The 25,218-nt window shown below is 74.9% G+C and carries 3 protein-coding genes; all 3 read left to right on the top strand.

Annotation, left to right across the window (positions count from 1 at the left end):
• The 3 genes from ABTY20_RS14840 to ABTY20_RS14830 are packed head-to-tail and all read left to right on the top strand — an operon-like array spanning position 1 to position 25,217.
• Positions 1–513, top strand: a complete 513-nt coding sequence (locus ABTY20_RS14840) for a YbaB/EbfC family nucleoid-associated protein (RefSeq protein ID WP_351997398.1) — start codon at positions 1–3, stop codon at positions 511–513.
• The gene (locus ABTY20_RS14835) at positions 510–863 is read left to right on the top strand and encodes a hypothetical protein (RefSeq protein WP_351997397.1); all 354 of its coding nucleotides are present in this window, start codon (positions 510–512) and stop codon (positions 861–863) included. The genes ABTY20_RS14840 and ABTY20_RS14835 overlap by 4 nt, the downstream gene beginning before the upstream one ends.
• Positions 864–25,217: a lonely Cys domain-containing protein gene (locus ABTY20_RS14830; RefSeq protein WP_351997396.1), complete on the top strand. Its 24,354-nt coding sequence runs from the start codon at positions 864–866 to the stop codon at positions 25,215–25,217.
• The last annotated feature ends 1 nt before the right edge of the window (position 25,218 follow it).

Genomic DNA, 25,218 nt, shown 5'->3' with positions numbered 1-25,218 from the left:
ATGAGTCAGCCGATGGAGGACCGGGTGGCCCAGGCGATGGCCCACCTCAGGGCGGCGGAGGAGGCCGCGGCCTCGGCACGGGCCGAGCTGGACGCCGCGTCGGCCACCGCGCGTTCGGCGGACCGGTCGGTACGGGTCTCCGTCGGCGCGAAGGGGGAGCTGACCAGCCTGGAGTTCCTCGACGGCAAGTACCGGACCATGGCCGCCGCCCAGCTCTCCGCGGCGGTGCTGGAGGCCGCGAACACGGCGCGGGCCGAGATGGCCCGCCGGGTCGTCGACCTGCTCGACCCGCTCACCCGGATGACCGCCCGCGGCGCCGCCCCGGAGCGGATGGGCGTCGACTGGGGATCGGTCTTCGGCTCGCTGCTCAGTGAGACCGCCGTGGCGAAGGGGCCCACGGCGATGAGCAGGCTCCGCGACGAGATCGTCGAGGACGACGAGGAATCCGCCGCCCCGCACGGGGCGGCCCGCGCCGCGGGCGACGGACGACGGGGACGACAGGGGGGCGCGTGACCATGGCCGGCAACTACTCCGCCGACATCGAGGCGATCCTGCAGAGTTCCCGCCACCTCGCCGACGCCGTGCGCTACGGCGACGAGATGCTGCCCCGGTTCGAGACCGGCTGCGCCGAGTACGCGGGCTGGTGGGGCGACGAGGGCGGCGACGACGAGTTCGCCAACGCGGTCGGCGAACAGGTCCGGCGCGAACAGGAGCAGGTGAGGGACACGGTCCTGTCCATCACCGGCGGGTTCATGGCGCTGGTCGACGCGGTCGCCGCGGAGGCCGACCACGTGCAGCGGCCGCAGGTCCAGGCGGTGGAGGACATCGAGGCGCACGGCTCGGAGAGCGGGAACAGGCGCTGAATGGCCATCATGTTCCCGCCGGGCCTGCGGGAGTTCATCGAGGTCTACGTGGGCGCGAACGTCGCCACCGGCAACGAGGACCGGGGCTTCGACAGCCGTAACCCCTACAAACGGCTGGCGGACGACGTCCGGGACCTCTCCGACGCGATGAAGGGGGCGATCTCCACCGCCGGGAACTCGCTCCCCCCGCGGATCGCCGGGGAGTTCATCGCCGCGATGAAGCTCTTCGTCGACGACAACGGACAGAACCACCTGCAGAAGTTCTCCGACGAACTCCGGGACCTGGGCGCCCAGCAGGTGAACCGCTCCATCAAGCTGTCCGAGGCGAAGTACCAGATCCTCATCGAGTTCATCCTGATGAACATCGAGCTGGCCCTGATCGCCGCGCTGGCGGTCTTCACCGGCGGTACGTCGCTCACCGAGATCGCCATCCAGAAGGCGCGCACCGCGCTCACCATCCTGCTGATCCTCCAGCGGCTGGGACGCGCCATCCCCACACCGCTCTCGGTGCTGCTGGAGGCGATCCAGGAGGCGTTCGTCGCGTTCGCCTCGCAGCTGATCTCCATGACCGCGCCGGACGACCCGGAGCGCCGGCGCACCAAGTTCGACTGGACGGACATCGGCCAGTCGACGGTCGCCGGAGCGTTCGCGGGGCTCTTCGGAGGCGTCTTCGGCGAGGTCGGCGGCAGGTTCATCAACAAGTACTTCAAGAACAACAACTTCTGGAAGGAGGTCTCCGAGCTCCCGTTCAGCTTCATCAACGAGGGACAGGCGGAGACCTTCGCCGAGGCCTTCACCGGCCTGATCTTCCTGGGCACGTTCACCCTCAACCCCGGCACGTTCCTGAGCGCCGGCCTCAGCGGCCTGATCTTCGAGGCGGCCTCCAGCGGGGCGGAGTTCGGCGGGAAGTTCGTCTACAAGAACTACTTCCAGAACACCGGCTCCGGCGACGTCAACGACCTGCCGGGCGGCGGCAGGGGGAGCGGCGGCACGAGCGCGAGCGGCGACCGGTACGAGTACGAGAACCGGTACGACGACGCGTACGACGGCGGAAGCACGTACCAGGACCTCCACGACGGCACGTCCGGCGACCCGTACACGAGCAGCGGCACGTACAACGCCCCGTACACGAGCAGCGGCACGTACCGGAGCACCTACGACGACACCTACGGCGAGGACTCCGTCTCCTCCGTCGGCGACACCAGCGACACCGCGTCGGTCTTCAGCGACACCAGCGACGTCTCGTCGGTCTCCTCCGTGTCCTCCTCCTCGTCCTTCCCGGACCACGGCACGGTCCATGGCGTCGGCAACAACGCCGGCGCGTACGGCCTCCCGGGAGCGGCGGGCGCGGTCAAGCCGTCGTACTCCACTCCTCCGCCGAACACGTACGAGAACCCCTACCGGGACTCCTCCGTGGACGGCCTGGACACGGACACCGTCTTCTCCGCCCTCAACCCGTCGGTGACCAGGACCCCGGGGACCGACTGGACCGCCGGCACGGACAACATCCTGCCGGTCGACAGGTCCGCCACCGTCGGCTCCTCCGCCCCGGACCTGCCGTCGACCCGGACGGGCGGCAGCGGCTTCACGCCGGACGGGACCGAGCGACAGCGGTCGACGGACGACGACACGACCCGGTTCACCTCCGACGGACAACGGCAACAGCCGCAGCCGAACGCACAGGCGCCCCTCGCGCCCCCCACCGCGTCCACCCCGTCGGCCGCCACGTCCCCGGGCCACGCCGCGCCGAACGCCACTGCGCAGTCGCGGCCCCAGACCACACCGTCCGGCGACCCGGCGGTCACTGCCGAGACGTCGAACCCGGACCCGCTCGCCCCGGACGACGTCCGCACCCCCGCGCCCGAGGAGCCCGGACCGTCCCGCCCGTCCTCCGCGGTGCCGAAGGCCGAGACCCGGACCACGTCCGATGACCCGCAGCCCTACCGACCCGTGCGCACCGAGTCCGAGGAACTCCCGGCCGCCACCGGCTCCACGGTGGAGCCCACCCCGGCCGTCCCCCGCGAGGCGCCGGCCTCCCAGCCGGTCACCGCCGACGAGACACCGCTCAGCTCCCGGGCGCCGGACGGGATCCCGACCGGGGAGTCCTCCGAGCCCGGCTCCCCGGACTCGATCGACATGATCATGGACTGGGAGGAGGGCCGGGACGCGTCCGAATCCGAGTTCGGTTCCGAGCCCGGGTCGGACCCGGCCGCCGAGGCGCTGTACGACCGGCTGCTGGCGGACGTGTTCGGTCCCGCGATCGGGACGAGCCACCTCCACCCCGCCCTCCGCGACACCCTCGCACACCTCGACCAGCTCCGGCAGGCCGTCCCCGCGCTCCGCGGCGGCCCGCTCGATCTGGACGCCCTGACCCGCCAGGTGCTGCTCCTGGACCCCGCCCACCCGGTGACCGACGCGCAGCGCGGCGAGCTGTTCCGGGTGGCGATGGACCCGGAAATGGAGTCGGCGGGCAGCCTGGCCGCCCTGGCCGCCTTCCACCTGGAACTCCGCGGCGTGCTGTCCCCCACCCAGGCGCTGACCGCCGACGACGGCGGCGTGTGGGGCCGCAACTGGACGAACGCCACGATCCCCGGCCTCGACCTCACCGAGGTGGGGAAGGTGGTCCGGCAGCCCGACGGCACCCTGGGCCGCGGCGACGTGCAGCCCGCGCCCTGGCACCGGCCCGGTGAGCCGGAGCCGTACGTCGTCATGGCGGAGGGCGACCACCGGCGGATCGTCGTACGCGGCCACGACGGCGCCCCGCGCCAGGTGCCGATCGACGTGTTCGCCGAACTGCTGGCCCGCGACCCCCGGCTCGCCGCGCTGCCCCCGGGCACCCCCGTGGTGCTGCTCGTCCCCGACGCCGGCGCCCGCGGCCTGGAGTTGCCGCGCCAGGCGGCGGACCGGATCGGCAGGGACGTCTGGTCGGCCAACGGCACCGTGAAGGTCTCCCCGCAGCGCGACCCGTCGCAGCCGTACGTCGTCTCCCTGCTGTACGGGGAGGGGCTGTTGCGCGCCGACTGGATCCGCAGCACCCCCGGCCAGGTGCTCGACCCGGCGGAGCGCGAGAACGCGCCGGAGTGGGAGCGCGAGATGCTGTCGCACAGCGTCGTCGACGGGGGCGCGACCATCGGCAGGGGCGTGTTCGAGGACTCCGAGGCCCCGCGCCGGATCGCGGCGCTGAAGCTCGCGACGGAGTCGTCGGAGCTGTGGCACTACGACCCGGTCACCAAGGAGGAGACCAAGGACGACGAGCCGGTGCCGTTCGCCGGCAAGCCGGTGTACGTCTTCGGCGGCCACGCCCGGTCGGGCGCGACCCGGGTGCCGACCACGACGGACCCGAGGCACCACACCCGTGGGCCGGCGACCGGCGGGATGCTCAGGCGGCGTCCGAGCCTGGCGCAGCTCCCCGAGGACCACGGCGTCCTGATGGAGGCGTGCTCGAGTGCCAAGCCGCCGGGAATCGTCCGCACCCGCAGGGGCATCGACGACACCTTCGTCCCCGACCCGCTGGCGGTCCTCAGCGAGAGCCAGCACGTCGCCAACGAGACCGGGCGCACGGTGTACGGCGGCACCCATATGGTCAGCTTCGCGGTGCGGCCGGACGGGACGTTCGTCCACCGCCTCTACACGGACTCGCGGGGGCGGCGCGGGAAGTGGGTGGAGCACCGGCCGGAACCCGCCGGCGAGCTGCTCGACGACCGCGCCCGCGCGGCGGGCCTGCACACGGACCCCGAGCAGCCGGTCACGGACGCCACCCGCGAACGGACCCTGCGGCTGGTGCGCGCGCTGCGGCAGGCCTTCGGCGCGGCGATCGAGGACGACAGCCGGTACGGCGATCTCCTCGCCGGGATCGGCGCGCTGGAGACCATGCGGGCGGCCGACCCGGTCCTGCGCGGCCTCGGCCCGTTCTCCATGGACCTGTTCGACCGCGCGGCCCACGCCCGCCGGCCGGGTGCCACCGGCCCCGACGCCCACCGGGCCCTGCTCACCGACGCGGCCGACGCCCTGTACCGTCGGCCGGGCGCCGTGCTCTCCGACTTCGTCACCCTGCCCCACGTCACCGCCGCCGCGCAGCGGCTGGGCGGTCTGACGGACCAGGGCCTGGACACCGAGGCCGCCCGCGTCCTGTACCTGGACGGCGGACCGGCGACCGTCGGGGAATCCGAGCGGGCCCGGCTGTTCTGGGCCACGGTCAAGGCCCTGGAGTGGGAGAGCAGGACCCCCGACCCGGACGCCCTCACCGGCAGGGTGCTGCACCTGGACCGGCCCGATCCGGCCCGGCGACCCGAACTGCTCGACCTGGTCGCCCGGGCGGCGGCCGTCGGCGTCGACGTGGACAACCCGACCGAGCTGGGCGCGTTCCACCTGGAGACCCTGGGCGCCCTGGCCCCCCAGACCCAGTTGCTCGACCTCAACGGGGTGCCGACCGGGCGGCGCTGGTCCCCGACCCCGCCGGACGCGGCCACGACCACGCTCACCGACCGCGTCGTCGTCGCCGCCCCGCAACCGGGCGGCGGCTACCAGGCCGTGGGCCAGGAACGCCCGCCGTGGAGCGCCCCCGGCGGATCGCCGGCCTACCTGGTGTGGGCGGGCGGCGGCCCGGACCACCTCCTCATGACCCTGCCCGGCGGTTTCCGCGCCCGGGTCCCCTACGACGAGGTCGCCGAGCTGCTGGCCCGCGACCCGGTGCTCAACACCCGGCCGCAGGACACCACGGACATCGTCCTGGCCGTCCCGAAGGCGGTCCCGGCGACATCCACCGCACCGACCGGCGGCGGCACCCCGGACACCGATCCGCGGGCCGTCGTCGGCGCCGGGACCGGCCGTACCGTATGGGCCTCGCGGGGCAGTGTGAGCCTGGCCCCGACCGGACCGTCACGGCCGTACGTCCCCTCCCTCCTGCCCAGCGCGCCGGGGCGTCCCGCGGCGGCCGACTGGGCGGCCGTCCGGCCCGGCGCCGACGGCACCGGGCCGGACGACGTCACCTTCGCGGACCGCCACACGACCGAGGTCCCCTCCGTGCCGCCCGCCGCCCTCGCCGGCCTCCTCGATCCCGGACCGGCCGGGGGCCTCCGGACTCCGTTGCCGAGCCTGGACGGCGTGCTGGCGGGCCTCGACACCCCGTTGCCGAACCTGGACGGCCTGCTGGACGGCTTCGACGCCCCGTTGGCGGACCACCAGGACGACGACACGGACGGAGACCGGGGGGAGGAGCCGACCCCGGAGGAGGCCCGGCACCGGGAACTGCTGGCGGACGTCTACGGCCCCGACGTCCTGTCGAGTCCCCTGTACCCGGACATCCGCGACGGGCTCGCGCGCCTCGACCGGCTCCGCCGGACCGACCCCCTGCTGGAATCCGGCCCGCTCGACCTGGACGCCGTGGCCCGCCGGGTGCTGCTCCTGCACCCCGCCGACCCGGTGAGCAACGTGCAGCGCAGCCGGCTGCTGGGGCTGGCCACGGCACCGGAGGCACGGGCGGCGGGCGGTCTGGCCGCCCTCGCCGCGCTCCACCTCCAGCGCCAGGGCGTGCTGTCGCCCACCCACGCCCTGACCACCGGCCTCGACGGACGCCCCCGCGGCCGCGACTGGACCCGGGGCAGGGACGGGCTCGACGACCTGGACCTCGCCCGCACCGGAAGGACCGGACCCCGGGCCGACGGCAGCCTGTCACGCGACGAGGTGGGGCCCGCGCCCTGGCACCGGCCCGGCGGCCCGGACCCCTACGTCGTGCGGGCGGACGGCGACCGTGACCAGATCGTCGTACGCGGTCACGACGGCGCCCCGCGCGAGGTGCCCCTCGACGTGTTCGCCGAACTCCTCGCCCTGGACGCCGAGCTGAGCGGCCTCCCGGCGGACGTGCCGGTGCTGCTGCTCGTCTCCGACGCCGGCGGGGGCGGCCTGGAGCTGCCGCGCCGGGCGGCGGACCGGACCGGCAGGGACGTCTGGGCGGCCAACGGGGTCGTGGACGTCGCCGAAGGCCCGGACGGCAACGCCTCCCACCCGTACGTCGTGCCCCTGCGGAGCGGCCGGGGCAGCGACCGCACCGACTGGATCCGCAGCTCCCCCGGCCTGCTGCCCGACCCCGCGGAGTCCGCCCGCGCCCCCTTCTGGGAACAGGACCTGAACTCCCACACCATCGTCACCGACCAGGGGTCGATCGGCAGGGCCGTGTTCAAGGACGGCGACCGCGTGCGGCTGCTGCGGGGGATCCGGCACGCGGCGACGGCGACCGACCTCTACCACGTCAACCGGCAGGACGGGACCTGGGTCAAGGACGACGAGCCCGTCCCGTTCGCCGGCAAGCCGGTGTACGTCTTCGCCGGGCACGGCTTCCCCGGCGAGACGGCGCTGCCGACCCGCTCCAACCCCCGCCACCAGAAGCGGGGGCGGGCGGTGGGCGGCATGCTCAGGCGCCGTCCGAGCCTGGCGCGGCTCCCCAAGGACCACGCCGTCCTGATGCAGGAGTGCTTCGCCGCGACACCGCCGGGCGTCACCCGCAGGCGCAAGCTGGTCACGGACACGTTCGTCCCCGACCCGCTGGCCGACGTCAGCCAGAGCCAGCACGTGGCCAACGAGACCGGCCGGACCGTCTACGGCGCCACCCAGGAGGTCGGCTTCAAGTTCGAGGCCGCCGGCGGGGTCTCCCACTACATGATCATGGATTCGCGGGGACGGCGCGGGAAGTGGGTGGAGCACCGGCCGGAGCCCGGCGACGCCGCGCTCGACGACCGCGCCCGCGCGGCCGGCCTGCACACCGACCCGGTGGGGCCGGCTTCGGAGGAGGTCCGTGAGCGGACGCTGCGGCTGGTGCGCGCGCTGCGGCAGACGTTCGGGGTGGCGATCGAGGACGACGGCCACTACGGCGAACTCCTCGCGGGCATCGGCGCGCTGGAGTCCCTGCGCGCCGCCGACCCGGTGCTGCGCGCCGCCGTCCCGTTCAGCCTGGACCTGTTCGAGCGCGCGACCCGCGAGATCCGCGCGGCGGAACACGGCGACCCGGACGGCGACCTGGGCCCCGACGCCTACCGGGACCTGCTGGCCAGGGCCGCCGACGCCGTGCGCCGGGACCCCGGCGCCGTGCTCACCGACCTGGTGACCCTGCCGCACGTGATCACCGTGGCCGAAGGGCTGGACGGTCTCACGGACGAGGAGGTGAACGACGAGGCGGCCGGGCTCCTGGGGCTGGACCCGGACCAGGTGGTCATCGGGGAGCCCGAGCGGGCCCAGTTCCTCTGGGCGACCGTGAAGGCCCTGGAGTGGGAGAGCAGGACGCCCGACCCGGTCGCCCTCACCGGCAGGGTGCTGCACCTGGGCCGGCCCGACCCGGACCGGTTGCCCGACCTCCTGGACCTGGTGGCGCGCGCGGCGGCCGTCGGCGTCGACGTGGACGACCCGGTCGCGCTGGGCGCGTTCCACCTGGAGACCCTGGGCGCCCTCGGGCCGGACACCCTGCTGCTCGACGGCTCGGGCGCCCCGGCCGGCCGGAGCTGGACGCCGGGCCCACCGGGTGCGGCGGTTGACGTCACGTCCGCCCTCGTCATGGCGGCGACACCGGACGGCGGCCACCGTCCGCTGCGCCGGGCGAGGATGCCGTGGACCACCGACACCGCCAAGCCCGCCCCGTTCCTGGTGCGGGGCGAGGCCGGGCCGGACCACCTCACCATGGAGCTGCCCGGCGGATTCCGCGCCGCGGTCCCCTACGAGGAGATCGCCGAACTGCTCGCGGTGGACCCGGTGCTGAACGACTTCCCGCGCACGGCCGACATCGTCCTCGCCTCCACGACCCCGACCCCGACGGACCCGCGGGCCGCCGACCGGCGGGCCCTCGTCGGCGCCGGGACCGCCCGCGGCGTGTGGGTCTCACCGGGGCCCGTGGGCCTGTTCGCGCAGCGCGATCCGTCCCTGCCGCACGTCCTGTCCCTGCTCCCCCTGGCGGACGGCCGGCGTCAGCAGGCCGACGACTGGTCGGCCGCCCGGCAGGCCCCCGCGTCCCCGGCGGACACCCATCTGTCGCCCACCACGGCCACGGCCGGGGGCGGGACCGTGGCCCCTTCCGGCCCGCCGCGGCCCCCGGAGCCGGACCCGCCGTCTCCGGACGCCCCGCGCCTCGACCCCGCCATGGAGCCCCCGCCGAGCCGCCGCACCCCGGCCCGGTTCGAGGACGGCAGGCGGATGCCCGCGTACGTCGACGACCTCCGGTCGCTGCTGCCGTCCGGCCTGACCCCCGCCGAGCTCGAACAACTCCTCGCCAACCCGGGCACGTTCGGCCAGAGCACGGTCGTCCTGCGGGGCTACGAACAGGCCCTGGACGCCATCGACCGGGAACTGGGGAGCCGGCCGAACGCCCGGCCCAAGGACGGCGCACGACTGCTGGACGACGTCCGGCAGACGCTCCGGGACAAGCCGAAGACGCTGGCGGACGGCAAGGGACGCCCCTTCCCGTACGTCACCGCGGACGGAAGGAGGCGCGTCCTGTGGGTCAGGGCGCGTCACTACGGCAACTGGACCCCGTTCGACGACGGCGTCGGCGCCTCGACGAAGATCGACAGCATGCACCGGGCGGCCGCGCTCTTCGGGCTGACCAAGAACATGCAGGCCAACTCCCAGTACGGTCTCGGCGGGCCGATCGGCCCGGCGGGCAGCGCGGCGTTCGGCGGCTTCGGCCGGATCGCCGTGCGGTTCGGCTTCATCGACAAGGTCGGCTACACCCTCACCGACCAGCGCATGAACCAGATGGAGACCCGCACACTGGACAAGTCGCGGGCGTACCTGGACGACATCCACTACGAGATGAGCGTCACCGACGCCGCCGGACGGGAGATCACGGACACCGACACCGATACAGGCACCAAAACCAGGACCGACCCGGCCCCGCCCGTCCGGTTCGCCTTCGGCATCCGGGGCGGCCTGCGCGTGCGCCTGCCCGACAGCGTGACCAAGATGCCGAAGCCGGGCCGGATCCCCCGGACGATGACCCTGGACCGCGACTCCCAGTACCGCTTCGTCCGCATCGAGGGCTTCGGCCCCGTCGCGGCGATCCGTGACTGGGCGGCCGCCCGGATCGGAGCCCTGCCCGGCAGTTCGGCCTACACCGAGCTGGACAGCTTCTTCTCCGGCGACAGCTTCCAGCGGCACGGCGGCACGATGGCACGCGGCCGCATCGCCACCCCGCAGCTGTTCGCCGACGACAAGAAGAAGTCACCGCTGGGCGCCTTCGTGGTGGAGGAACTGATCCCGCTGTCGGCGGTGCTCGTCGGGGAGACCGACCAGGCCGAGATGCGGGACATCAACACCTCGACGGTCCGCAGCGAACGGAGCCGGGCCCACGGCAGGAGCCTGCTGCTGCAGGCCGTCGCCGGACCCGCCTTCAACTTCCACGACCCCGCCGCGGCCCCCTTCGACCTGCGGCTCCAGCTCGGACCGACCCTCCAGGCCTCGTTCGCGAAGACCTGGTCGGCCGGACTCGGCGCGGCCGGCACCCTGAAGTCCGCCGGACAGGTGAAGGGCCCCAGGACCGCCCTCTACCTGGTCGTGAAGTCGGTGCGGGTGCGCCGGTCCGGTGACAGCACACCGCCGACGCGCTTCCTCACCTGGAGCCTGGACCGGATGACCAGCTCCGAGGCGCGGCGGCTGGCCGGATGGGACGACGGGACCACGTTCGCCCTGCGCAACGGCGTCGCCCCGCCGTTCGCGCCCGCCTACCTGACCGTGGACCGGCCGCGCACCCTGGGCATGCACCGGGTGAAGGAGTTCGCCTTCGACGACGGCCGGCGCACCCGTGTCACACCGGACGCGGCGGACGGCGTCGGCCGCACCCTGCTGGACGCGTTCGCCGACGGCCTGGTCGACGCCATCTCGAACCTGCGCCAAGGCCTGGTGGTGCCCCTCGACCAGCTGCTGCCGCCGAACCTGCCGAAGGGCTGGCGCGCCCGCCTGGGCGAGATGCTCGAACGCGATCCCGACCGGGTGCTCCGGGCGGCCCGGAGCCTGCCCATGCCGCCCCGGTGGACCGACCCCGTCAAGTACCGGATCGCGCTCCAGAACACCCTGCAGGTCCTCGGCGTGCTGTCCCAGCAGAACGTCACCGGGGGCCTGGAGGGGCTGACCACGGTCGGCCTGCCGATCAGACTCACCGACCCCGGCACCGCCGGACAGACCTACTACACCGTCCTGGTCCACGGGACGCTGACCGGGCGGCGGTACGAGGGCAGGGACGACAGCGAGGGCATGCGCTTCAGCGCCCAGGGCGTCGACCGGATCGACGGCCAGACGAGCGCGAAACGAGGCCTGGAGCTGGGTTTCGAGGGCACGTTCTCGGGCCGCGACAACGACCGCGACGAGGCGGGCCTGCCCCGGAACACGCTCGGGCTGACCCTGGGCGCACGCGGGGGCTGGCAGTGGGAGACGGAGACCGCCTTCGGCTCGACCGTCACCAACGAGCCGATGTCGGTGAGCAACCAGCCCACCCACCTGTACCGCTACGACCTGTCCCTCACCGCGACCATGAGCGGCTACTGGCGGCCCCGCGGCCTGCTCCGCGGTCTGGGCCTCGGACTGCCGGGCCTGCTGGTCCTGGACGAGCCGGTCAACGTGCTCTTCGGCCGGACGCCCCTGGGCCACCTGCGGGGCGGCGGTCCGAGGACCGGGCAGGTGCTCATCGGCGTCCCCGTCCAGCACACCCCCGACGCGGACCCGCACGCGGACGGGGCGCTCAACCCCTACCTGTCCGACGAGTCCGCCCCCGTGCACATGGCCACCGAGCGGGCCCTCGCCCTGGCCAGGGGCGACCTCGTGCTGCCCGCGGACCCCGGCGCGGGCCGGCCCGCCGGGCGGCTCGCCGACCGCGGGACGGACCGGTTCAAGGAGTTCCGGCAGCACCCGTTCGTCATCGTGAACGTGGTGGTGTCGCCCGTCCTCCTCGCGGAGGTGGACCGGGTCCTGGGGGCGGCCTCGGGCGACGCCTGGCAGCTGACGAAGGAGGGCGCCGCCACCCGGGACGCGGTCCTCCGCTCCTTCACCCCCCAGTCCCTGACGTCGGGCTTCGACCAGAGCTCGGGGCCGCTGGGCCTGGTGGGCAGCGGTCTGCTGGGCAAGGGTCCGTACGGCGAGCTGTGGGGGACCTTCCGGTACGCCACGGCGGTCGAAGACCTGCGGGCCCTCACCCCGTCGATGTCCATGGACACCGAGATGACGCTCGGCGGGACCCGGCAGGCGGCCGGCAAGGTCAGCAACAGCACCAGCTTCGTCTTCGGCGGCCAGCTCGTCTACTCCGTCGCCCAGAACCCGGGCCACGGCCTCATGGGCGCGTACGGCCTCGTCGCCAACCCCCTGTCGACGTCCCACACGCAGAGCCGCAGCGTCGTGCGCACGGTCGTCGCGGACATGAACCGCAAGGGGTTCACCCACCAGGTGCTGGTCGCCGGCGACGTGCAGCACTGGTTCGCGCTGTTCACCAGCCGGCTGGGCACGGGCCGGATCGGAACGGCCGCGGCGGCCAGGACCTTCGTGCCGAACCTCTTCGCCGGGGCGGCGGGGACCGCGCTGACCGGCCGGGGTGGACTGCTGGGGCACCTGCCGGAGAAGAGCGCCCACCGGATGGGGCTGATCGACGACGGCATGGGCGACGTCCCCCGCTACACGGACCGGCTCTGGGCGCCGCAGCCCTGGATGCGCGGCACCGCCTTCGGCACGTACGCGGTGAACCCGCTGGACCCCACCGACGCGCTGCTCGCGTTCGACCGGCGGATCGGGAGACTGGGGCTCGACGACGAGAGCCGGGAGCGGATCCGGCAGCTGGTGACGGCCCGCGCCACGCGGGCGCTGAAGGGGGAGATGACGACCACCGCCCCGTCGACGCCGGTCAGGGCCGGAGGCTGGGGCTGGGACAGCGTCCGGATCGGCAGCCGGCAGGTGCGGGCGCGCGTCGAGCTGATCCCCGGGACGCCCGTGTTCGAGGGACTCGACCACAGCGCGGAGCTGGAGGAGAACCGGCGGGCCGTCGAGACCGCCCAGCAGAACTCGGAGTCCTCTTCCGGGGCGGACCTGGGCCTGCTGACCAGCCAGCTGGTGCACACCGGCAACACCCAGGTACCGGCCGCCGGACCCACCTACACCGAGGGCGGCTCGAACCGGAAGACGGTCTCGTCGAGCCACACGGTCACCACCGTCACGATCTACCGGGCGGCGTCCACCGAACCGCACGCGGAGATCGTCACCCCGTACCGGATGCGGATCACCCTGGAGGCCGACGACACCCCCCGCACCGGCACGCCGGACGGAGCGGAGCCGGCGAAGGGGGAGCCCACGGCCCTCGACCGCTTCCGGGGCCGGCTGCGCATCGTCGAGGAGGGCGACGTCGGAGAGCTGCGCGAGCACGTGCCGCTCAGCCTGATGGAGCCGGTGCGGCCGGGGGAGGACGAGGGGGCCGGCCGGCGGCTGCCCGCGCCCGACCCGGCGGCCGACCCCGCCCTGGCCGCTCCGCCCCGGCCGATACCCCTGTCCAGGGCGGTGGAGGAGCTGACGGTCCGGGACGGGGACGGCGTCGTACGGCCGTTCACCTTCCCCGAGAACGGCATGCACCCCCGCGGGGTCATCGGCGTCGAGAACATCCGCACCGCCGGCGAGCTCCTCCTCACGAAGGCGTACGACGCCGGCTTCCCCCTCCAGGCCCTGGAGGCCGAGGACGGTCCCGACGCCGCCGCTCTCACCGACCTCCTCCGCAGGACCAGGCGGACCGGGCTGACCCGCCTGGGCACCGGCTCGGCGCAGGCCCTGGAGGACGGCACCAGCTCCACGGCGGTCACGGCGTTCTTCCCGCGCACCACCGAACCGGGCGGCTACCAGGTGGCGGGGCTGACCGAGAAGTCCCTCCTGGGCACCGACACCGGACAGCTGTCACTGCGCTCGGCGCCCGACTTCAGCCGCGCGCTGCTGCTGACGGTCGCCGACGGCAAGAAGCTGGAGGTGCTCAGACGGTACGGGGACAACACCGGCACGTCGTCGTCCGTCGAGCACAGCCAGTCCTCGAGCCTCGGCGGCGGCTTCCTGTACGACTCCCCGAACAACGCCGGACTCAACCAGATCGGAGCCTTCGGCCCCGGCCCCAACGACCTCGACGGCGACGGCATGCCGGTCGGGGACGACCACCTGACCTCGCGCAACCTCAAGCCCCCGACGGGCCGGTCCTTCCTCTTCGCCGTCCCGGCCACCTGGATCGGCGTCGGCGACGTGCACCGCGGCATCGTGGACTCGAGGCTCGCGAACCGGATCCGGGGCGGGACCCTCGCCAAGGCCAGATCGGGGCCGCAGGCGATGAGGTCCGAGGCGTACGTCGTCACCTGGATCCGGGAGGACGTCGCCCGCGACCTGCGGATCGTCACCGACGCGAACTTCCCCGAGCGGGTCTCGAAGGCGTGGGACGCGGTCGGGAAGGCGAGCAAGGCGTGGGTCGACGCCGACAAGGCCTACTGGAAGAAGCGGCGCGCCTCCGGCGGGCTGCGCGCGGACCTCGACGCCGCGCAGGCCGCCCTCGACAAGGCCGCCGGGGTCGTCCGTGCGGCCATGCGCCCGGTCGACCTGGCCCGGGCCGACGTCGACACCGCGGACACCGCCCTGCGGCAGGCCGAGAGCGACGCGCGCCGCGACCACGACCTCGCGGACAGGTCCGTGGCCGCCGCACAGGCCGAGGTCGACGCGTTCACCGAGAACGCGTACGGCTTCGCACCCGAGCACGACGGCTGGGCGGAGGTCCTGCGGGAGGAGGAGGACGCCGCCCTGGCCCGCCTGGCCGACGCGCGGGAGGCCGCCGGGAGACTGCGGGAGGCGGCCGATCTGCGGCTGGAGACCGCGCGCACCGGGAAGGCGGCGGCCGAGGCGCGGCTCGACGCGGCCCTGCTGTCCGCGCGGGCGCCCGGCCGGGACCTCGACGAGGCCACCGCCCGCCGGGACGCGGCACGCGACGCCTTCGAGACCCGGCGCGCCGAGCTGGAGGCGCTCAGGGACGCGGCGGAGAAGGCCGCGGCGGAGTACCACCGGGTGCGGGCCGGGGCGGACCAGCTCACCCGCTGGCACCGGCTCGCGGCCACCGCGGAGGGCCGCGAGGAGCTGGACGGTCTCCCCGAGCCGCCCGAGGTGACCTACCAGGCCCCGCCCAAGGCACCCGCGGCCGAGCGTCCGGGTCCGCCCCGCTACACCAGGGAGACCACCGAGGAATCGGGCACCGTCCTCACGTCCCCCACGAAAGCGACGTACACGCTCCAGGAGGTGCCGAGGGACGGCGACGCCTTCTTCCACGCGTTCGCCCTCGGCCTCGAACGAGCCGCTCCGGGGCTGCTGGCCGCGCAGGGCATCGACCTCGACGATCCGCGGGCGGTGTCCGACCTGCGCCGGAGGATGGCCTCCTGGCTCACCGACCACGCCGACGAGGACCTGCTGGCCGCCGTCACCCCCGACCACACCGACGCCTTCAGCGCGCAGGAGATCGCCGCGGCGGGCCTGGACCTCGGTACGGACACCCCCGCACGCCGTGAGTTCGACGGCCTCGGCGGCCTGATCCCGCACATCGCCGACCTGCCCCCCGAGGTACGGGCCAACCTGGCGATCACCCAGCTCCTCCGCCGGGGCGACGCCCCGTCGGAGGCCGGCTGGAACCACGGTGCGGCGGACCTGCTCCCGCTGCTCGCCGCCCGCGCCTTCGGCGTGCGCGTCACGGTGGTCGGGAGCGACGGCGCCTTCCAGGACTTCGCCCCTGACGACCCGACAGGACTCGGGAACCTCCGGGGACTTGTCGACGCATCCCCCCACCCCGGCGCACACGTGGTCCTGAGCCTCGACGACCGCCATTACCAACCGGCCCTGCCGGCCGAGCCCGCTCCGGAGCCGGACCCGGAACCCAAGCCTCCGGCCCCGGAGCCGGACCCGGAGTCGAAGCCGCCTGCCGCGAAGCCGGATCCGGAACCCAAGCCTGCGGCCCCGGAGCCGGACCCGCCCCGAGGGGACCGCAGGAAGGGCACCGCGCCGGAGAACGACAGCGGTCGGGCGCCGGGCCGCCGGGTGCCGGTGCCCGGCACGGGGGAGTGCCTCCTGTACTCCTTCATGGCCGGCGACCCCGTGCACCTCCGCAGCCGTCTGCCCGGTCTCGCCGCCACCGACCGCGCCGCGTACGACTGGCTCGGGGACCCCGACGCGGTCCGCGACGACCTGCGCCGTCAGGCCGGGTCCGGCACCGTGGACGGCCCGTCGCGGACCGCGCTCCGCGCCATGCGGTCCCACATCGAGGACTACGTGCGCCGCAGCGCGGGGCGGCTGCACCCGCAGATCGTCGGTCAGTTCCGGCAGACCGCCGCCGACGCCTTCGCCGCACGGGTCCGCGGAATGAACCGGGCCGAGATGCTCTCCCTCCTCGCTCACCACGACGTCCGCCAGGTCCCCGTCCCCGAGGCCCTCGACCCCGCCGATCTGCTGAGAAGGTACGTCGACGCCCGCATGGCGTCGGGCCCCGCCGACCCGGGCGTCTCCCCGCAGGACGCCCGGACCGTACTGGAAGCGGAGGCCGAGGACCTGGGGCCGCGCCGGCTGTTCGAGTACCTCGGGCAGCACGGCCTGCTGCCGGCGCCCCGCGACCTCGACGACACCGCACTGGGCCGGCTGCTCACCACCGCCTACACACAGAGCGCCGCACCGCTGGACGGCACGGAACTGCCCGCGCTCCTGGACGCCGTCGTCCGCTGGGAGGACAGCTGGGGGACGCCGGAGGGGGAGGCCTTCCTGCCCCTCGCCGCGCACGCGTTCGACCTGCGGGTCGACGTGGTGCGCTCCTTCCCGACGGGCCCCCGACGGGTCAGCAGTGCCGGTCCCGACAACGCCACGCGGCAGACGGAGGTCTACTACAACGGCGCCGACCACTACGACGGCAGCGACGCCGCAGCCCGCGACCGGTTCGGCGACCCGGTCCTCCCGAAGCGGATCAAGGACGAGGAGCGCGACCAGGACGGCGACGTACGGCTCAACCCCCTGTGGGTGCCGCTGGACGAGGTCGATCCCGACCTGCTGATCACCGGCAACCGGGACGCGGTGTGGCTGTACACGGTCACCGACGACGGGCGGGTGATCCTCGGCACGGAGGACCTGAGCGGGATCGTCACGCCGGAGCAGTTCGACGCGCTGCTGGCGGGGATGCGGGAGAAGGACCCGGCTCTGACGGCGGAGGCACTGCGCGGGACGCTGGACGGGCTGGGCCACACCGGCATCGCCGCCGGTTTCGCCGGCGACGGAGGGGAGGGGGCCGGCCGGACGCTGCCGGGCCGCAGCCGGGTGTCCGGCGAGTTCCGCTGGAGCGAGAAGCTGCGCTCCTGGGTGGTGAACGACAAGTCGGGCCGCTACATGAGCGGGTCGGTCCGCCCGGGTCTGGACGCGGCGGAGGCCGCCGACTGGCTGACCAACGTGGCGGCCCTGTTCAGCGACCGGCTGGGCGTCGTCGTCCGCACCGACCAGGTGAAGACCGCCCCTCCGCCGGCGCCCGCACCCCCGGCGCCCGCACCCCCGCCGTCGGCCCCCACCGCCACCCCGGCCGACCACGATGCCCCGGGGCCCCGGAAGGAGACGTACGAGCCGGGCACACCGCCCGGTGACGACACCGGCACGCTGGACGTCGCGCGCCGGGCCGGCGCCGTGCTGCACCGTCTCGGCCACCCCGTGGTACTGGCCGGAGCCGCCCGCGCCCGGGTGCAGTTCGGTCACCCCCGGCCGCTGGGCGCCGTGGAGTTCCACCTGCCCGCGGCCACCCCGCCCGCCGTCGACGGGATCCGCGCGGCGCTGGAGCGGGAGATGCCCGGAGCGTCGGTGCGGGTCCGGCCCGGCACGGGCGACGGCCGGGTCCTCGGCCTGTCGGTGGACGGCGTCGACATCACGGTCACGGCGGTGGACCGGCCGGCCCCCGGCACGGTCACGGTCGACGGCTTCACCGTGCCGCAGCCCGCGGACTCCCTGGCCGACGCCGCCCTCGCCCTGGCCACCGGAACCGACCCGGAGCTGCGCGGCCGCGACCTCCTCGACCTGCTGTGGGCACTGCACCGCACCCCCGCCGACGGCCCCCGCACGATCACGCCGGTCCTCGCGCGCGAGGACGCCTACCGTGCCGTGCGGCCCACCGGCGCCGCCGGCTCCCTCGCCGTACGGCTCAGCGAACTGCTCGACTCCGCCGCCCGGGACCCCGACGCCCTCGCCCGCCACGAGGAGACCTGGAGCGCCCTCGGCGTCACCGACGCCGACCTGCCCGCCCTGAGCGCCGAGCTGACCGCGCTCGCCGACGGGCTGCGGGTCCGCCCGGAGGTGACCGCGGACCCGGTCCGGGCGCTCGCCGCCCGGCTGCCCGGCCTGTCCGCCGCCGACCGCGACGCGGCCCTGGCGTCGCTGCCGCCCGCGCACCGTGAGCGGCTGGCCTCCGACCCCGCGCTCGTGGACGCCCTGCGCGCCAGGGTCACCCCGACCGGGGGCGCCCCGGCCGGGATCACCCCGGCCGAGTTCGCCTCGGTCGCGGCGCGCCTCATGACGCAGGTGCCCGACGGGGTCGAGCAGCCCGTCTCCGCCGGCGACCGGGCCCGTGCCCAGGTCGCACGGCTGCTGCGGGACCCCGACGTCGCGGCCCGGCTGCTCAAGGGCGGTTCGCGGGTCGTGGTGGTGCCCAGGAGCGAGGCCATGACGTCCCTGGACGCCTTCCGCCACCTGCGGGGCGGCGTCACCGACGACGGCCGTCCCTGGGAGACCGTCCGCGGCGCCGGCCTGCGCAGCGCGGCCGTCACCGAGGAGAACCTGCTGGGTGAGCGCACCACGGTCCCCGACGGCGAGTCCGCCCAGGCCGACGGCTACTCGACCACCGTGCACGAGGTCGCCCACATCGTGCACCTCCACGGTCTGGACCTCGCCGACCGGCAGCGCGTCACCGACGCCTACCGGGCCACCGCGCGGGCCGGCGAGGCGGGCTCCTGGCCCGACGGCCCCCTCCACGGCCACGACGCCGACGGCCGCCGCAGTGCCCCCAACTACAGCAGCCGCGACGAGCGCGAGTTCTTCGCCCAGCTCACCAACGTCTACCTCAGGGCCAACGGCGGCAACGACCCCTACACCGGGCTGCCGCGCAACAACGACGGCCCGGAGTGGGTGCGCGCGCACCAGCCGGACCTGTACCCCCTGCTGCGCCGGCTGTACGGCGAGGGCCCTGTGCCCCGGCCCCGCCACCCGCGCAGCGCCGCACCCGCCCGTCCCCGCGGGGTGCGTCCCGCGGACGTCAACCCCGTCGAGGCCACCGACGTCGAGAACGAGGCGCTGGCCCGTGCCCGTGCGCTGTGGGACGTCGCCGAGGGCGCCCCGGGCGACGGCGGCGACGCCTACGTGGCCGTCCGCGCCCTGTGGGACGGCACCACCGGCGTGCACGCACCGCAGCCGCACACCCCCGCGCCGCTGCCGCTGCCGCACCCCATCCCGGTGCCGGCGACGGGGTCCGCCGCCGCGCCGCCCACCGACGGCGCGGTCCAGCGACGCCTCCAGGAACTGTGGGCGCTCGTCGACGCCACCTTCGGCTCCCAGCCGCTCTCCCAGGACCTGCGCAACGGACTGTTCAACTCGCTGCGCGTGATCGAAGCGGCGCGCGCCGGACACCCCCGCTTCGGCGCCGGCCTCGACCTGGAGGGCATCACCCGGACGCTGCTGCACCTGGCGCCGGACGCGCCGGTGGACGCGGCCCTGCACTACGAGGCCCTCACCCTCGCGAGCAGCGCCCACCGCCGGGGGCGCGCCGGCAGCCTGGACGCCATCGCCGCCTACGGGCTGACCCGGCAGGGTTACCCGCAGCAGTCCGCGCTCAGCGGGGCCGACGGCGCGCCGTACGGCAGGAACTGGACCGGACGTCCCGGCATCCACCTGCACATGGACGTGGTCGCCGATCCCCGGGGCGTCCGCCCCTCGCCCTGGGGGTCCGCGGCCTACGCCGTGGTGGCCGAGCGGGACGCCGGGGGAATGCTGCTGGCGGACGGACGACCGGTGTCGGACGAGGAGTTCGCCGAACTGGTGCTGCACGACCCGGGACGGCGGCCGGACGTACCCGTGGTGATCCTGATCGCGGAGGAGGACGGCCGCAACGAGGTCCTCGCACGGGTGATCGCCGACCGCACCCGCGCCCGCACCTGGTTCACCTACGGCGACCTGCGCCTCGAAACGGCTCCGACCGGCCGCCGGGTGCCGTTCCTGACCGCGCCGGCCCCCGGGAGCGATCCGGCCGGCACCTGGGTCCCCGCCGACCCGGGCCTGGTCCCGCACGACCCGGAGGCCCTCGTCAGGGCCTCGGACGGCACCCTCTTCCCCGACTCCGACATCCACTCGTACCCGCTGGTCACGGTCGACGGGCAGGCACTGACCGGGCGGGCGTTCCTCGACGCGCACGACATGGCGCTGCGGGAGGAGGCCCTGCGGGTGGTGTCCGCCATCCAGCACTACGTCAACGTCGTGGAAGGGCTGCCCGGCGTGTACGCCGGACGGCAGAGCGGTCCGCTGCCCCTGCCGTGGGGACTGGCCGGCTCCTACATCGCCGTCGGCCACGGCGACAGCGGACGCACCACCCTGCCCCGCCGCAGCACCGGCGCCAACCAGGCCGTCCACCCCCGGCAACTGGGCCGGGTGCTGGCGCGGCGCAGGAGCATGCAGGCACTGCCTCCCGAGGCGCCGGTGTGGCTGCTGCTCTGCGAACTGTCCATGACGCGCGCCGACCAGGACCTGCTCGCCCATCCCCCCTCCGCCCAGTACGTCGCCAACGAGATCCGCCGCACCGTCTTCACCCTGGACCGGCAGATCTCGCCGAGCGAGGCCGAGGGCGACCTGCCGCCGCACCTGGTCGTGTACGACGACCCCGACAACCCCGAGGGCCACGTCGAGGAGTTCTCTCCCGAACCCGGGACCGCCGCCCTCGACGCGCTCGCCGACCTGGGCGGGCTCCCCGACGACCTGCCGGGACGCACCGACCGCGCCCTGCGCTGGGTGCGGGCCCTGCGCCAGACCCACGGCGTGCGCATCGACTCCGACCCGGCCCGCGAGGAGGAGTTCCACGAGCTGATCGAGGGCTTCGGCGCCCTCGAGGGGCTGCGGTTCCAGGCGGCCGGCGACACCGACCCCGGCCCGCTCACCTGGGGCGGACTCCGGCGCACCGTCGGCCGGTACGCCGTCCGGCAGGGCTGGGACCGGTCGCTGACCGCCGGCTCCCTGGCCCACCTGCTGCGCGCCGCCCGCACCGGCCGGCTGCACCCCTCCGACGCCGTGGGACCCGACGCCGCCGCCGCGCCGCCGGTCTCCACCGTCACCCTGGCCCCGACGGACACGGAGCCGCGGCCGGCCGGCCGGGAGGTGCCGCCGGACACCGACCGCGGCCCCGACACCGACGAGGCCGGAAGCGTGGCGGCACCGGACGACGACGGACCTGCCGAGCCCGCCCCGGAGCCTCCTCCGTCCCGGGACGCCTTCGAGCACCGCCCCCGGGACATCACCGACCCGGACCAGCGCCGGCAACTCGCCGACCTGGCCGAGCAGGTCGTGCTGTCCGCCCTGCGGGACCTCAGGGCCGGCCTCCGGCTTCCCCGGATCACGGTCACCGGTTACGGCAACGGTCCGCGCTTCGCGCTGTCCGGTGACGCCGTCGAGCACGCCGGGACGGTCGGCCTGCGGCGGGCGGACGCCGCGCGCGACTTCCTCCGCGACGAGATCAGGCGTCAGCTGGAACTCAACGAGCGGACCGTGCGCGACGTCGCGGACGCACGCGGCCGCACGGTCCGGGCCGAGGACTTCCCGATCAGCACGGAGAGCGGTGGCCGGGACACCGGCGCCACCGGGCGGGCGGCACGGCGGCAGGTGGTCGTCACGGTCGACCGTTCCCCCCTGTCGGGGGCCGTCGCCCGGCTGGCGGAACTGAGCCCGGAGGACTTCGGCCCGGAGGACTACTTCGCCGGCCCGGACCGGCTCGCCAGGAGTCTCCTGCACCTCGACGACAACCCCGGGGACGACCCCGACTCGGACGACGACTCGGGCAGTGACTCGGACGGCGCGTCCACGGACTCCGCTCCCGCACCGGTGCGCTTCGACGCCGACGACCTGTCGCCCCGCGTCCGCAGGCTGTACGAGCTGGCGGACGAGGCGATGGCGGCCGGCCGGGCGACCAGCCGGGAGGCGCTGACCGCCTATCACCTGGGCAGGCAGGGCCTGCTGTCCGACGCCACCCGCCTGACCGCACCGGACGGCACCCCGCTGGGCCGCAACTGGACGGGCCGGCCCGCCCAGGACCTGGACACCTCCTCGTACGACGTGGTGGACGACGACGACCGGAGCCCCCGGCCGTCGCCGTGGACGCGCCGGCCCGGCGCCCCCCTCCCGTACGTGATCGGGACGAAGGACGGCGACCACACGAAGGTCGGGCTGGCCCTGCCGGACGGCGGCAGGCGGTGGCGGCTGTCGCCGGAGGAGTTCGCCGAACTGCTGGCGCAGGACGCGGAACTGGCGGGCCGTGAGGACGGTGCCGAGGTGGTGCTCGCGTCGAAGTACGCCGGCGCCATGGGGCTGGACCTGCCGCGCAGGGCCGCGGCCCGGGTGCACAGGACGCTGTGGTCGCACAGCGGTGAGGCCTCCCTGAAGCCGCACCCCGACACCGGCCGCCCCCGCATCGAGGTGAGCGACGACCGGTCCTTCGGCGACGAGCCGCTGGGCGAGTGGATCGCCAGTGACCCCGACGACCTGGGGCCGGAGGAGGGACGGCCCGAACCCGGGGAGGCCGTCCTGCGCACGATCGACGGGAAGACCCTCCGGGACGCGGACGTCCAGTCGGTCACCCTCACCGACGAGGGCCGGCCCGTGGGCCGCGCGGTACTCAACGGCGCCGACCTGGTCCAGCGTGAGCGGTGGCTCCAGGACCTGGTCCGGTCGACGGAGTGGGTCGTCTACGACCCGGTCACCGGCGAACCGGTCGGTGCTCCCCGCCCGGTGCCGTGGAAGGGTCGCAAGCCCTACTTCTTCCTGGTCCACGGCGTGCCGGGGCAGACCCTCATGGTCGAGCACATGTTCCAGAACAACGTTCCGGTCCGGGGCACGGAAACCGGCGGCTACCTCCGACGGCGCCGCAGTGTGAGCCGGCTGGACCGGGACACCCCCCTCGTGTTCCTGTCCTGCTGGGGGAGCGGCCCGAAAGGGTACACCGCCGCCGCCCTGAAGCGGAGCCGCCCGTTCGTCCCCGACCCGCTCGCCGTCCCGTCGGTGGCCCAGGACGTCTCCAACAGGACACGGCGCGATGTCTACGCTCCGGACAGGGAGCACTTGAGCCGCCACGCGCACGGGAAGCTGTACGACCACGGCATCCCCACCACCCCGGCGAACGACCCGGTGGACATGGTGAAGCTGCGTCCCGAACCGACCCCGGACGAACTCGACGCCCTGGCCGCGCGGGCCGGCCTGGAGACGTCCCCGGACCTCACTCCGGCCATGGCCCGGGACACGGCACTGCGCCTGGTCCGCGCCCTGCGGGCCACGTTCGGCGTCGACGTGGAGGACGACAAGGACGTCCCGCCCGGCACGTACCACCGGCTGCTGCGCGGCATCGGCGCCCTGGAGGTCATGCGCCGCGGGGACGGGAACCTGCGGGAGTACGGCGAGCTGACGCTCGACCTGCTCGACCGGGTCACCCGCGCGCACCACGGCCTGACGACCGCCCCCGGCACCCGGCCCGCGCCGCCGGACCCCGACGACGTACGGGCGGTGCTGGAGGCGGCGTCGGCGCGGCTGTCCGCCGACCCGGGGTCCGCACTGTCCGACTTCGTCCCCCTGCCCTCCGTGGACCGGGCCCGCGAACTGATCGCACGGCACGATCCGGACCTGTGGGCCCGCCAGGTGCTGGGCCTGCGCCCTTCGGAGCAGGTCACCGCGGTCCACCGGCAGAACGCGCTGTGGGCCACGGTCAAGGCCGTGGAGGGCGTGGAGAACCACCCCGACCCCGAGGCCCTGACGACGAAGGCGCTCCACCTGCCCGCCGGCGAGGACCCCCGGGACGAGGCCCTGCGGACGGAACTCCTCCGGACGGCCGCCACGGCGGCGGCCCTCGGCCGCGACGCCTACGACCCCACCGCGCTCGCCGCCTACGACCTCGAACGCCACGGCGCGCTGGACGACCGCACCCTCATCACCTCCGTGAACGGCACCGAGGCCGGCCGCAACTGGACGGGGAAACCCGCCCCGAGCCGCATGTGGGCGGACCGCTACGTGGTCTCGTCCGACGGCGGCCTGAACAACAGCCGCGGGGCCCTGGCGCCCTGGCACCGCAAGGGCGCCGGGAGGAGCGGCCACCCCGGCGGGTACGTACTGGACCTGAGCGGCACCACCCCGGGACAGGTCGACATGCCCTGGCCGGACGGCACCACCCGCCCGGTGCCCTACGATGAGATCGCCGAACTGCTCTCGCACGATCCCGTCCTGGCGCAGCTGGACCGGGACGTCACGGTCGTCCCCGTCGGAGCGGGGACGGGGGACGCCGCCCTGGCCGAGGCGATCGCCGCCCGGACGGGGGCCGCCCGGAGGGTGTGGCTGCCGACGCGGCCCCTGCGGCTCCTCGACCGGCGGCCGGCGGTGAACGAGAGCCTCCTCGTGCTGACCTCACCCCAGGAGGACACGGGAACCCACTGGTCGCGGACGGATCCGCCCGCGCTGACGGACCTGCCCTCCGGACCCGCCCCCGACGTCATCACGACCGGCGACGACACCCCGCTGCAGGCGCCGCCCTCCGAGGCGGACCGGCGCCGGTGGATCGCCGGTCAGGTGAGCGAGCAGGACCTGTCCGGCAACCCGCCGGGGTTCACCGGCGCCGAACTCGTCACCCTGGCCGAACTGAGGGACGCGGGCATCGGGATCACCCCCGGCATGGACGTCGAGGCACAGCTCGGCGGAGGCGTCCGGGGAGGCGGACTGCCGCCGCTCGACCAGGTGCGGCTGCTGCTGGCCCGCCCCGGCCCGTGGCCGGACGCCCTCGACGCCGTCGCGGCCACGGTGTCGTACCGGATCTGGCGCTCGGCGTTCACCGACTTCGAGAACGCGTTCCCGGACACGGACGCCGCCCGGGTGTGGGACACGGCCCTCGGGCTGCTCCTGCCGGGCGACCCGGACTCCGTGCTCGCGGAGTGGCGGTACGCCGCGGAGGCGTACCGCGACGCGGTACGCCGGCTCGCCGGCCTGCTGGCGGCGGAAGGGACGGACCCCCGGACGCTCGCGCGTCTCGCCGCCGAGTTCCGGGAGATCCTCGGGCTGCCACCCCTCGGGAAAGCGAACACGGATGAATGAG

This window comes from Streptomyces sp. NPDC126497, from assembly GCF_040302425.1.
Classification (GTDB): Bacteria; Actinomycetota; Actinomycetes; order Streptomycetales; family Streptomycetaceae; genus Streptomyces.
The sequence above is the reverse complement of the archived record's forward strand: the minus strand, read 5'-3'. Positions and strand labels throughout refer to the sequence as shown.

What these genes read in the sequence shown, in the direction of transcription:
- ABTY20_RS14840 (WP_351997398.1), top strand. Translation starts at nt 1, where the DNA reads ATGAGTCAGCCGATGGAGGACCGGGTGGCCCAGGCGATGGCCCACCTC.
- ABTY20_RS14830 (WP_351997396.1), top strand. Translation starts at nt 864, where the DNA reads ATGGCCATCATGTTCCCGCCGGGCCTGCGGGAGTTCATCGAGGTCTAC.